11 protein-coding genes and 1 pseudogene are annotated in these 12,333 nt (G+C 39.6%); 6 read left to right on the forward strand and 6 right to left on the reverse strand.

Annotated features, from left to right (window positions below):
* Nucleotides 1–520 precede the first annotated feature (520 nt).
* A complete protein-coding gene (locus tag ACFQRG_RS19710; RefSeq protein ID WP_380969361.1) occupies nt 521–880 on the forward strand; it encodes a YgzB family protein in 360 nt (119 codons plus the stop codon).
* Nucleotides 881–988: 108 nt separating this feature from the next.
* Here ACFQRG_RS19710 and perR read toward each other — a convergent pair whose 3' ends face one another.
* From perR to ACFQRG_RS19730, 4 genes and pseudogenes are all read right to left on the reverse strand, one after another.
* Nucleotides 989–1,432, reverse strand: coding sequence for a peroxide-responsive transcriptional repressor PerR (gene perR, locus ACFQRG_RS19715; RefSeq protein ID WP_380969363.1), 444 nt, complete (start codon nt 1,430–1,432; stop codon nt 989–991).
* Between the two features lie 139 nt (nt 1,433–1,571).
* A complete protein-coding gene (locus ACFQRG_RS19720; protein WP_380969607.1) occupies nt 1,572–2,528 on the reverse strand; it encodes a D-2-hydroxyacid dehydrogenase in 957 nt (318 codons plus the stop codon).
* Between the two features lie 80 nt (nt 2,529–2,608).
* Complete coding sequence (gene bcp, locus ACFQRG_RS19725) at nt 2,609–3,082, reverse strand: thioredoxin-dependent thiol peroxidase (protein WP_380969365.1); 474 nt, start codon at nt 3,080–3,082, stop codon at nt 2,609–2,611.
* Nucleotides 3,083–3,237: 155 nt separating this feature from the next.
* Nucleotides 3,238–4,234: pseudogene (locus tag ACFQRG_RS19730) on the reverse strand (zinc-binding dehydrogenase).
* A 340-nt stretch (nt 4,235–4,574) separates the two neighbouring features.
* Between ACFQRG_RS19730 and ACFQRG_RS19735 the strand changes: the two are divergent.
* The 5 genes from ACFQRG_RS19735 to ACFQRG_RS19755 all read left to right on the forward strand — a co-directional run bounded on the left by ACFQRG_RS19735 (nt 4,575) and on the right by ACFQRG_RS19755 (nt 10,265).
* Complete coding sequence (locus tag ACFQRG_RS19735; protein ID WP_380969367.1) at nt 4,575–5,186, forward strand: NUDIX hydrolase; 612 nt, start codon at nt 4,575–4,577, stop codon at nt 5,184–5,186.
* 138 nt (nt 5,187–5,324) lie between these two features.
* Nucleotides 5,325–7,220, forward strand: a complete 1,896-nt coding sequence (locus tag ACFQRG_RS19740; protein WP_380969369.1) for an OPT family oligopeptide transporter — start codon at nt 5,325–5,327, stop codon at nt 7,218–7,220.
* A complete protein-coding gene (locus ACFQRG_RS19745; protein WP_380969371.1) occupies nt 7,220–7,570 on the forward strand; it encodes a PqqD family protein in 351 nt (116 codons plus the stop codon). The genes ACFQRG_RS19740 and ACFQRG_RS19745 overlap by 1 nt, the downstream gene beginning before the upstream one ends.
* 68 nt (nt 7,571–7,638) lie before the next feature.
* Complete coding sequence (locus ACFQRG_RS19750) at nt 7,639–8,934, forward strand: glutamate-1-semialdehyde 2,1-aminomutase (protein ID WP_380969373.1); 1,296 nt, start codon at nt 7,639–7,641, stop codon at nt 8,932–8,934.
* A gap of 212 nt (nt 8,935–9,146) precedes the next feature.
* Nucleotides 9,147–10,265 carry an FUSC family protein gene (locus ACFQRG_RS19755; protein ID WP_380969374.1) on the forward strand — a complete coding sequence of 373 codons (1,119 nt, stop codon included), beginning with the start codon at nt 9,147–9,149 and terminating at the stop codon, nt 10,263–10,265.
* A gap of 47 nt (nt 10,266–10,312) precedes the next feature.
* Here ACFQRG_RS19755 and ACFQRG_RS19760 read toward each other — a convergent pair whose 3' ends face one another.
* Nucleotides 10,313–11,218 carry an ABC transporter permease gene (locus ACFQRG_RS19760; protein ID WP_380969375.1) on the reverse strand — a complete coding sequence of 302 codons (906 nt, stop codon included), beginning with the start codon at nt 11,216–11,218 and terminating at the stop codon, nt 10,313–10,315.
* Between the two features lie 74 nt (nt 11,219–11,292).
* Nucleotides 11,293–12,297 carry an ABC transporter permease gene (locus tag ACFQRG_RS19765; protein ID WP_380969377.1) on the reverse strand — a complete coding sequence of 335 codons (1,005 nt, stop codon included), beginning with the start codon at nt 12,295–12,297 and terminating at the stop codon, nt 11,293–11,295.
* Nucleotides 12,298–12,333 lie beyond the last annotated feature (36 nt).

Genomic DNA, 12,333 nt, shown 5'->3' on the forward strand with positions numbered 1-12,333 from the left:
ATAAAGTTTGGATGCGAACATCCTTATTAAAGCTGTTAAACAGCGATACTTTCAATCGTTATGATCCTTAGCTTTTACTGAAAAGTTGCCCTTTCAATCACGCTTGGCTTTTGTTTAGTTTTCAAGGTACAATAAGTATATCTATGTCCACTTCACATTGAACAACCGAAATATAATCGTTTCGATTTAGATCAATCTATCACTTTTGTTTATGATAGTTTTTTTCACAGCGGCTTATTCATTATATCACTTTAAGTTGTTTGTGTCAACAACTTTTTTTGATTTATTTTTTGTCGTTTGAAGCGACGCTATTAATATTAACATTGTCATTCATCAATGTCAATATGTTTTTTTAAATTTTGTTTGTCGCTTTTTATTGGCGACAACGTTTAATAATTTACCACGACTTCTTATGTAACGTCAATACTTTTTCAAAAGTTTTTTACCCCTGTATAAATTTCGGAAAATAATTATTATTCGGCCGTTTGTGTGCTATACTTCATTAAGGAGGTTGTTTCCTATGTTCTTCAAAAAATCAAGTAAGATTAATAAGTTTCGTTCATTTGCTCTTCTTCTTGTTTTCATAGGGATAGGCATTATGTATGCGGGTATTTTTTTAAAAAGCCATGTCATCATCATGACAATCTTCATGCTTTTAGGCTTTATATCGGTAATACTTAGTTCCGGGATATACCTTTGGGTAGGGATGTTATCAACTAAAACCATTAAGGTCATTTGTCCTAATTGCGGGAAGCCAACCAAAATTCTGGGGAGAGTCGATATGTGTATGAGCTGCAATGAACCGCTGACACTGGATCCAAATTTGGAAGGGAAACCATTTGACATAAAATACAATAGAAAAAGTTATAAAGAAAACTAATCGATCAATGAACCTAAAGGGAAGTCAGAGGTTTTAGTTGTAACTGTACTTTCATTCATTTATTTAAAAGCATACAAAAGCTGAGAACCTTCAGAAGGCCTCAGCTTTTTAGTGTTGTTCTTTTTTTTGGCACTCAGGGCATATGCCGTATACTTCCATCCGATGCTTTCCTACATGAAATCCGGTAACATGTTCAGCCAATGCCTCTACCTCATCCAATCCCGGATAATGAAAATCAACAATTTTGCCGCACGAACTGCATATGCAATGATAATGATCAGAAGTCCCAAAATCAAAGCGGCTGGATGAATCACCGTACGTTAATTCTTTAACTAACCCAGCTTTTTTAAAGACCCTTAAGTTGTTATATACAGTCGCGACACTCATATTTGGAAATTTACCTTCAAGTGCTTTATAAATTTCATCCGCAGTTGGATGCGACATTGATACAATTAAATATTCTAATATGGCATGACGTTGCGGTGTTATGCGTACGCCGGATTCCTTTAACGTATCAATGGCTTCTTTTATACGTTCTTCAGTCACCGTCATGCACCTCACTTTCAAAACATTAATTATTAAATTAAAATATTTATAATCTGTTAATTTTATTTTACATGGTAAAAAGGGACTGTGTCAATTATTGTTACCTTCAATATCACCGTAAAAATTAGACCAATAATATTCCTTTTTAATATCCCCTATCCAAATCAATTTGATTTATAAATTTATTTTCCTTATGAATGTATTTATAAAGATTCTTTTTGAAAATTTCGACAGCACGCGGCTGATATTGATCTGTGCGAGCCGATATATGCGGTGTTACCGTCACTTCTTCCATAGCCCAAAAAGGATGGTCCTCAGGTAATGGTTCCTCTTCAAAAACATCCAATATAGCATGTGATATTTCTTTTTTAACTAACGCTTGATATAAATCCTTCTGGTTAACGGTCGTACCTCGGCCAATATTAATAAATACAGCTTCTTGTTTCATGGCTTTAAAAAGATCTTTATTAATTAATTGATATGTCTCAGAAGTGGTTGGTAACACTGAAATAACGTAATCTGCAGATTTTAAAGCCTCATTGATTTGAGTCATGGAATAAATATTATCTATAAATTCAACCGGACGGCCGCTTCGATTAACCCCCGTTGTCTCCATATGAAATGCTTTTGCAAGTCTGGCAATTTCACTTCCGATTGCACCCGGACCTATAATCGTCATTTTTTTACCGGAGAGTTCCCCGAGCTTTAAGGTTTCCTCCCAATAATGCCTTTCTTGGTTATTGGACAATTGACGGAATTTCTTTACATAATTGAGCATAAGCCCAATTGTAAATTCAGCCATTGGTATTTTATGAATGCCTCTAGCATTTGTCACTAATATATTCTTTTCTTTAATAGCTTGAAACGGCAGCTGTTCAACACCGGCTGTCATGACCATAATCCACTTTAAATGTTCAGCCTGTTTAATCATTTTCTCATCTAAATCGTCTCCGTATGTAATAAGTATATCCGCATAACTCAGTTTACCCTTAGCTTCATACATACTTTTACAAAATAAAAAGTTAACGTCTTGAAAATCTTTTTTTAAATTTTCACGTAAATCACGGCGAACTTTTGCTGAAGTCAAAACATTTATCGTCATCACACTCACCCTCTTACTTTTAATATGACAAAAGCGCGGGAAATCATCCCGCACTTTACAAAACTATGTGATTGATTTGTTTAATTAGCTAAATTTTCTTTGATAAATTGCAATACCTCTTCAACGTGACCCTTAACCTTTACATTTGGCCAGACTTTTGCAATATTGCCTTCTTTATCAATAACAAATGTAGAACGTTGAATGCCCATATATTCTTTTCCGAAATTTTTCTTTAACTGCCAAGCACCGTATTTTTCTGCAACTTCATGGTCAACATCTGCTAAAAGCGTAAACGGCAGACTATGCTTTTCAGTAAATTTTTGGTGCTTTTCAACTGGATCGGGGCTGACGCCTAATACGACGGTATTAACATCGGCAAATAAAGCATGTTGGTCTCTAAAATCACAAGCCTCAGTTGTACAACCAGGTGTCATATCTTTTGGATAAAAATACAAAACAACATTCTTTCCTTTAAAATCAGATAAAGTGACTTCTTCACCATTCGTCGATTTCAATGTAAAATCCGGTGCTGTTTGTCCAGCTTCTAAAATCATTTAAAACGCTCCTTTTATTTGATTAGTATCATTACTTCTCTTCATAACTTGCAGCAATTCGAGATGTGTCCCTCGGTGCTCCTTCGCCGGTGATTATTCATTGAAGTATCGCTACTTCTCGTCGCTATTCGCAGCAGTTCGAGAAGTGCCGCTCGTTACTCCGCGATTTTAATCGCTATTTTTCCGAATTGCTTGCCTTCTTTAATTTTTTTCAAGGCCACAACTGTTTCTGAAAGCGGGTAGACGCTGTCAACAACCGGCCTAATTTGGTGTTTGTCAAAAAAGGCTATCATTTCATGAAACTCCTCAATGCTCCCAAGGGTCGAACCCAGCAAACTATATTGCCCGTAAAAGAAGTCGCGCAAATTAAGTTTAACTTCGTCCCCGGCTGAGGCCCCAAAGACAACCATTGTACCGCCTTTTTTAAGTTGATTGAGCGACTTTTGCCAAGTTGCAGCTCCAACACTTTCGATGACAAGATCAATCGTTTCATTTTCAAGAGCCTTATCCCAATCGCCATTTGAATCAATGGCCATATCAGCTCCTAATTGCAAGGCTTTTTCATTTTTTTCAGGACTTCGGGAACTGACAATAACCCCGGGCGCCCGCAGCCTTCGCCATTTGTACCAAATAAGTTACGACACCGCTGCCAACGCCTGGAATAAATACAGTTTGTCCAGCTTGAAGATTTCCGCGCGTAAACATGGCACGACAGGCGGTCAAAGCACCTAAAGGCAATACACCTGCTTCCTCCCAAGTCAAATATTTCGGTTTCGCTGTCACTTGCTCGGCAGCGATAACAATCGATTCTGCAAAAGTACCGTTATCAGGCAATCCTAAAATTTCATGGTCTTCAGGAGGGGCCGGACTTTTCTCTCTCCAACGAAGGCTCGGGATAATGACAACTTCTTGTCCGACGGCGAGCCCTTGGACACCTTCGCCAATTTCTTCAATAACACCCGCGCCGTCAGAACCGATAACTAACGGCGAACTGACCCCGGCATGTCGGGTTAAAACAAATAAATCGCGATGATTTAATCCAGCAGTTTTTAGCCTGACTTTCACTTCACCGCTTTTAACTTGCTGTTCTTCTATATCTGTATAAGAAACTCCTGAAAGTCCTTCTTCTCCCTTATGTATGATTGCTTTCACAGTTATCACCTCTTATATATTTTCTCAAAAGTTTGTCAATATCTCAAATATAACAAACTGAATCTTTGCTTTGCCCAATTAGTATTTACCCTTTTTATTAATATGTTAAGCTTAAAGATAATCGCTTCTTTATATTCGATAAAGAAAACTTGCCGAATGGCAAGCCTTAAAAGGCGAAGACAGAGGCCTAGTACTCCGGAGCACAAGTCTCGCTAACTCACTTTGTTCGCAGTCTCGCTTCGTTGCGCTTATACTTTTGCACCTAAAATTTGCCTCTGCGTCACATTCTCATCTTTGCTACAAATTTATACTTAAAAGTATAAAAAGAGGTGAAATAACTGTGGATATTAACGAAATAAAAGAAAAAATTGATAAAGACAAGGGTATTATCGGTGAAAACAAGGCTAAAAAGTCTGCTGTCCTCATTCCGCTTTTAGAAGTAAATGGTGAGTGGCACATTTTATTTGAAGTCAGATCAAAAACATTAAAATCACAACCAGGAGATATATGTTTTCCGGGTGGAAGATACGACAAAAAAGATGCTTCCCTAAAAGAAACGGCGATTAGAGAAACATCTGAAGAGCTCGGAATCAGCACGTCTGATATTACAATTTTGGGGGACCTTGCTTTATATGTCCCATCGCCTTATATGATTGTTTACCCTTTTGTTGGATATATTCATTCAGTAGAGGGAATAATGCCTAACGAGCAAGAAGTTGATTCTGTATTTACGGTACCTCTGAATTGGCTCTTGAAGCAAAAACCTGAACGCCATATTGTTGACTTAGCAGCAAAACCGAAAGCTGACTTCCCATTTGAAAAAATATACGGAGGGAAGAATTATACGTTTCGGCGACAGTTTATGGAAGAACTTTTTTATGATTACAACGAACGAAGTATTTGGGGGTTGACCGCAAAAATATTAAGCCACTTTTTAGATACTCTTGCGTGACCTTCTTTTGAAGGTTCGTTAGGGTTTGTGAATTTATTAAATCATTTTTATAATATTACAATTCTCAATATATGCCCAAGACGAAAATTGTATGATAGAATGAATTTTGCCGAAAAATATAGCAGGTGGTGAAATCGTTTGAGTAAGAGTTCAGAAAACTCAACCAAATTTGTCCCTTATATTCCTGCATCGAAATCACTTCCCGAATTAACAGTTACAGCTATCATACTTGGTATAATTCTTGCGGTGGTTTTTGGTGCGGCCAATGCCTATTTAGGATTGGTTATTGGTATGACCGTTTCAGCGTCAATTCCGGCCGCGGTTATTTCAATGGGTATTTTACGAGGGATATTTAAAAAAGAGTCGATTTTAGAGAATAACATTGTTCAGACAATTACAACAGCTGGTGAGGCGATCGGTTCGGGGGCCGTTTTTACTATCCCGGCTTTGTTCATGCTTCACATTCATGTTCATCAAATTATGATCATTTTTATCGTACTGGTCGGCGGTATTTTGGGCGTCTTTATGATGGTGCCGCTTAGAAGATTACTTATTGTCCAAGAACACGGTAATTTGCCATATCCGGAAGGAACAGCTTGTGCAGAGGTGTTAAAATCCGGCGAAAAAGGCGGCAGCGGAGCGCTTAATGTTCTGTACGGCGTTGTCATCGGCGGTATTTTCAAAGCGATCGGTGATGGCCTTAAACTTTTTAAAACTGAAGTAGAAACAGGTATTTACCATTTCAAAAACGCGATTGTAGGTTTAGACACAATGCCGTCGCTGCTTGGTGTCGGCTTTATTATCGGACCGCGAATTGCCGGGCAAATGCTTGCCGGCGGAATACTTGCATGGGTCGTTTTCATTCCGATTATCGGCTTCTTCGGTCACGGAAACCTTCATCATTTCTTCCCAACCACAACGCCTCTGACACATCTCGGAGCTTGGGATATTTATGATAACTATATTAGATATATTGGTGCCGGAGCTGTTGCAGCGGGAGGTATTATCACTTTACTTAAAACGCTTCCAACACTTTTTTCCAGCTTAAAAGACACCATTAGCAGCATGAGTCAAAATAAATTGGGTGCAGCAACACTTGAGCGTACAGACAGAGATATTTCTATGAAATGGGTTATCGGCGTCGTTATTTTATTCGTTATTATTATTGCTGTTGATCCGATTGTTCACGTTGGTATTATTGGTGCAATTGCTATTGCTATTTTAGGGTTTTTGTTTGTCACTGTCTCCTCCCGAATTGTTGGTATAGTCGGCAGTTCATCTTCTCCTGTTTCCGGAATGACAATTGCAACATTATTAATCGTCGCCCTTGCCTATAAACTTACCGGGGCAACTGGAAATACAGGTATCATTATGACTATTAGTGTTGCAGCAATCGTATGTACAGCTGTTGCCGTTGCAGGCGATATTTCACAAGACCTGAAAACAGGTTACCTTGTCGGCGCGACACCATGGAAGCAGCAAATCGCTATGCTAATCGGTGTTATTGCATCATCCCTTGTCATTGGATTTGTTTTATATATCATGAATGCCGCTTATGGTATGGGTTCAAAAGCACTGCCTGCGCCTAAGGGTGTTTTGATGAAAATTTTGTCTCAAGGTATTATGAACGGCCAGCTGCCATGGGATTTAATCTTCATTGGCGCTGCGACTGCCATTGTTATTGAATTCTTAGGCCTTAACTCATTAACGGTTGCCGTAGGTCTTTACTTACCTATTCATACAAGCATGCCGATTATGATTGGCGGTGCTGTTCGATGGTTAATTGATCGATTCAGTATGCGTAAAGAAGAAAGACAAGCCAGACAAGACAGCGGTACACTATTTGCCTCAGGCCTTATAGCCGGTGAATCGCTTGTCGGTGTGGTCGTCGCTTTCTTAATCTTTGCCAAAGTTCCGATGCCGGCAAATGTCATGTTCACAAACGGATTAGTTTCAGTTGTTCTATTTGCCATCGTTATCTTTTCACTTTGGTTCTTTGCTTTCAGAGGTTCAAAAAAAGGATCGGCTAAATAATGAAAAAGGCTTTTCGTAAAAAAGAACCCGAAAACCTTATCGAGATGGTTCCAGTTTTAAATGATAAGTTTCGTATTGATGAAATAAATGAAAAATATTATTTAATCATCCCCAGAACAACGATGGTTGAAAAGGCAGCTATTAAGTTTTTAAAACAGCCAAAAGAACATCGCTACAAACTTGATGATCTCGGTCTATTCGTATTAAACCATTGTAACGGCGATTATACAGTTGGGGACATCGAAAATTTATTACATGAGCATTTCGGGGACAAGGCTGAGCCTACATTGGCCCGCCTTGTCAAATTCCTTCAAATATTAGATACTAATCATATCGTTACGCTTAAGTAAAAGTGCCGGCATTAGCCGGCACTTTCATTATTTGAATAATCTCTTATGGGGAAAGGAAGTATATAGAGATGAGAAATTATGAAACCTCTGAAAAACTTTATGAAGAGGCCCAGGATCTTATCGTCGGCGGTGTTAACAGTCCGTCCCGCGCTTACAAAGCGGTTGGCGGCGGTGCACCTGTCTTTATGAAAAAGGGAAAAGGCGCTTATTTTTGGGATGAGGACGGCAACCGCTACATAGATTACTTAGCAGCGTACGGCCCTATTATTACCGGCCACGCCCACCCGCATATTACTGAATCTATTAAGAAAGCTGCTGATGAAGGTGTTCTTTATGGTACACCGACAGCTTATGAAAATCAGTTTGCAAAATTATTAAGAGAAGCTATCCCTTCATTAGAAAAAGTTCGTTTTAATAACTCCGGCACTGAAGCGGTTATGACAACAATCCGTGTTGCAAGAGCCTATACCGGGCGGAATAAAATTTTAAAATTCGCCGGCTGCTACCACGGTCATTCTGATCTTGTCTTAGTTGCCGCCGGAAGCGGTCCATCAACATTAGGTTCACCTGATTCCGCTGGTGTGACTGAAAATATTGCAAAAGAAGTCATCACCGTTCCTTTCAATGATATTGATGCTCTAAAGCATGCGATCGACCGTTGGGGCGATGACATTGCTGCCGTTCTTGTTGAACCGATTGTCGGAAACTTTGGTATTGTCATGCCTGAAAAAGGCTTTCTTGAAGCAGTTAATGACATCGTCCACGGTGCCGGCGGCCTGGTTATCTATGATGAAGTCATTACCGGTTTCCGTTTTACTTACGGCGGCGCGCAAAACTTGCTTGGCGTTGAACCTGACATGACAGCACTGGGCAAAATTATTGGCGGCGGCCTGCCGATCGGAGCATACGGCGGTAAAAAAGCGATTATGGAGCAAGTGGCACCGCTCGGCCCGGCTTATCAAGCCGGAACAATGTCCGGCAACCCGGCATCCATGCAAGCCGGTATTGCTTGTCTTGAAATCCTTAAACAGCCGCATGTCTATGAAAAACTTGACGCGCTTGGCGAACGTCTTGAGGACGGTATTTTAAAAATTAATGAAAAATATCAACTGCCAATAACGATTAACCGGCTTAAGGGCGCAATGACACTTTACTTCGGCAGCCGCCCTGTCAAAAACTACGATGATGCAAAAAATACAGATGGAGAAATGTTCGGTAAATTTTTCAAATTAATGCTGCACCAGGGAATCAACCTTGCGCCGTCTAAATATGAAGCCTGGTTCCTTACAACTGAGCATACAGAAGCTGATATTGATGAAACTTTAAAAGCAGTTGATCATGCTTTTTCACAACTAAAAAAATAGGGTTTTAGGGAATTGGTTTGTGCCAATTCCCCCCTTCTATTCATTTCACGAATAATTAAAAAATACTATATTGGTAGACTTTTATAAATGGAGTTTTAACTATTGAATTTCCCTAATAAACATTGTATAGTCAGTGGCATGTTAAGAAAAACGTTACTGTGTTTTTCTTAAACTTTCAATTTAACCTTCATATAATTTAAGGGTTAGAACGAGTGACAAAGGAGATAACTTTTAAAATGAGACTCGGTGCCCGAAGTTTAAAAACGGGGTTAGCAGTAGCTATTGCACTTATTATTTCTTCGTTACTTTCGACGATGCTGCATTTTTCAAATGTCACAATGAGCGGGATTGCCGCTGCAGTAGCAACACAACCATCTGTACGCCGTTCCCTTCGGACCATGGTTGATAATGTCCAGGGTAATATCATCGGCGCCATTATTGCGATTCTTTTTGTGAAATTTATTGGATCAAATCCAATTATCGTCGGTCTTGCGGTTATTATCGTTATCGTTATTATGTTGAAAATGCGTCTCCATTCAACGATCAATTTGACAATGGTTACGGTGATCGTTATTATGGCAGGTCTTCCGCCTAAAGGCAATTTTACTGATTATGCCTTAGACCGAATCATTCTCGTTCTTATTGGCGTTGTATGTGCAACTGTCGTAAATATCGTATTTTTACCGCCAAATTACGAAAATCGTTTGTATTATAAAATATTAAATCAAACAAACGAGCTTTTTAAATGGATTCGCTTAATCAGCCAGCATGCCTCTGAACATACGAAAATCAAACAGGAGCTTGCGGCTTTCGATGAGAACAAACTAAAAATTGATAATTACTATCATTGGTATAAGGAAGAACGCAATTATTTAAAAAAACACCGGTTTGCTAAGCATCGCCGGTCGGTTATCTTCCGGCAAATGATGGCAACAACCAATAAGCTTCATGATATTTTGAAAATACTTGAACGAAATGAACAAGATTTTCATCATCTTCCTGAATCATTTAAGGAAATCCTGCAAAAACGCTTGGAAGGCCTTATGAATTATCATGAGCGGATCCTGCTTAAATTTAATGGTAAAATCCGTGATGAGCATCATGAAGAGCATGCCAAAGACACTTGTAAGCATAAAATGAAAATTACCGAGTCTTTTATAGACTTTTATGACGAGACCGCACAACAACACTGGCTGAATCTCTTTCCTCTTATCGCAGCGATTGTTGCGTATAGTCAACTGCTTGAACACCTTGATATGCTTGTTGAAAGCTTCCAAACCTATCATAAAAAAGCCAACAGAATCAATCTTGTTGAAGAAAATGAAGAATGAGCAAGCTGCCTGATCCGGCAGTTTGCTCATTTTTCTTCTTCTAGTAGTCAGTTTTTCATTTTAGGATCCAACGCATCCCTTAATCCATCACCTAATAAATTAAATCCTAACACTGTCAGCATAATGGCAAGTCCCGGAAATATGACTGTCCAAGGGGCGTCTTGAATATATTCTCTTGAATCAGAAAGCATTCTTCCCCATTCCGGATGAGGCGCTTGAGCCCCCATCCCTAAAAAGCCTAAAGCGGCCGCATCTAAAATAGCAGTTGCAATGCTCAGCGTCCCTTGAACAATAATCGGCGCAAGGCTATTCGGTAATATATGATGAAAAAGGATCCGGGAATCTTTCATGCCAATTGATCTCGCAGCCATTATATATTCTTCCTGCTTAAGCGTCAGCACTTTAGAGCGGACAATCCTCCCGAAGTTAGGGACATTGACTGTTGCAATGGCAATAAGGGCATTGTTTAAAGACGGCCCAAGAATCACCACAATCGCAATCGCTAATAAAATGCTTGGAAAAGCTAAAAGTATATCGAAAATCCTTGAAATAACCGTGTCTAAAATTTTGCCATAAAAACCGGCAATAATACCTAAAAAAGTCCCAGCAATAATCGAACCCAGCACAGATAAAAAGCCGACACGCAAGGAAATCCTTGCGCCGTATAAAATTCTGCTGAATATGTCGCGCCCGAAATCATCTGTTCCAAACCAATATTTGCCGGATGGCGGCCTCAATCGTATACCCAAATTTTGATCATTAATCCCCTGCGGTGCCAGGACGCCTGCAAATATGGCAAGCAGAATAAAAAACAGAACAATAGCAGCACCGATTAAAGCGAGTTTATTTTTACGAAATACCTTCCATGTTTCCCTCCACATCGAGTCTGGTCTTTCTTCTTTAACATTTACATTTGGGTTAACAGGCGGCTGATTCGTTGCTCTTTCAAGCATAAAATCCCCCTCTCTTTAACAATTTTGTCATCCAAATCTGCTTCTATACCAGAAACACAGAACAGCGTATTTTATCACCTGTACTTAATACGCGGGTCAAAGACTGCATACAATATATCAACAAGCAAGTTAATGATGACAAAAAAGAAGGCAATAACGAGGATACCTGATTGAATAACCGGGTAATCCCTGTATTGAATCGCATCGTATATATAGCTGCCGATCCCCGGCCAGCCGAAAATCGTTTCCGTTAAAATGGCACCGCCCAGCAATAATCCGGTTTGCAAGCCAATAACAGTTAAAATAGGAATAAAGGCATTTTTCAAACCATGCTTATAAACAATCCAGAACATTTTCTGCCCTTTTGCTCTTGCTGTACGAATATAATCGGATTTCATGACTTCAAGCATGCTCGACCTGGTCATTCTGGCAATAATCGCAAGCGGAATTGTTGCCAGCGCAATGCTCGGCAGAATAAGATGCTGAACAACAACCCAAAACTGATCGAATCTGCCCTGAAGCAAGGTATCTATTAAATAAAAATGAGTGATAGGGGCAACAGAATTTCTGACATCATCACGCCCGATTGACGGCAGCCAATGCAGTTTTAAAGAAAAACCCCACTGTTCTAAAAGGCCAAGCCAGAAAACCGGCATTGAAACGCCAATAAGAGCAATTACCATTGCCGCAAAATCAAACACAGAATTTTGCTTCCAGGCGCTGATAATCCCGGCATTAACGCCAACGATAACAGCTATTATCATAGCAACAACCGACAGCTCGATCGTTGCAGCAAGATGCGGCCATATTTCTTGACTGATAGGTTCATTGGTTCTGATTGATGTCCCAAAATTCCCTGTTAATAACCCTTTGACATAATTGATATATTGTGTGAACCACGGCTTGTCCAAACCTAAGCTGTGATGAAGGCTGGCAATCGCTTGCGGTGTCGCCTTCGGTCCCAAGATCGTCTGTGCAGGGTCTCCCGGGATAGCCCGGATAATTGAAAAAACAATAATAGACATGCCAAATAGAACAGGGATTAACATTAAGATGCGACGGGTTAAGTAGGATAACATTGTCTCACCTCTTTTTGACTTAATTAATAGTTATCC

Origin of the sequence: Scopulibacillus cellulosilyticus (genome assembly GCF_042665295.1) — a bacterium.
GTDB lineage: Bacteria > Bacillota > Bacilli > Bacillales > Sporolactobacillaceae > Scopulibacillus_A > Scopulibacillus_A cellulosilyticus.

Coding starts and splice junctions, on each gene's coding strand:
- perR (WP_380969363.1), bottom strand. CDS start 1,432: ATGACGGTGACTGAAGAACGTATAAAAGAAGCCATTGATACGTTAAAG.
- ACFQRG_RS19710 (WP_380969361.1), top strand. CDS start 521: ATGTTCTTCAAAAAATCAAGTAAGATTAATAAGTTTCGTTCATTTGCT.
- ACFQRG_RS19720 (WP_380969607.1), bottom strand. CDS start 2,528: ATGACGATAAATGTTTTGACTTCAGCAAAAGTTCGCCGTGATTTACGT.
- ACFQRG_RS19760 (WP_380969375.1), bottom strand. CDS start 11,218: ATGCTTGAAAGAGCAACGAATCAGCCGCCTGTTAACCCAAATGTAAAT.
- ACFQRG_RS19765 (WP_380969377.1), bottom strand. CDS start 12,297: ATGTTATCCTACTTAACCCGTCGCATCTTAATGTTAATCCCTGTTCTA.
- ACFQRG_RS19745 (WP_380969371.1), top strand. CDS start 7,220: ATGAAAAAGGCTTTTCGTAAAAAAGAACCCGAAAACCTTATCGAGATG.
- bcp (WP_380969365.1), bottom strand. CDS start 3,082: ATGATTTTAGAAGCTGGACAAACAGCACCGGATTTTACATTGAAATCG.
- ACFQRG_RS19750 (WP_380969373.1), top strand. CDS start 7,639: ATGAGAAATTATGAAACCTCTGAAAAACTTTATGAAGAGGCCCAGGAT.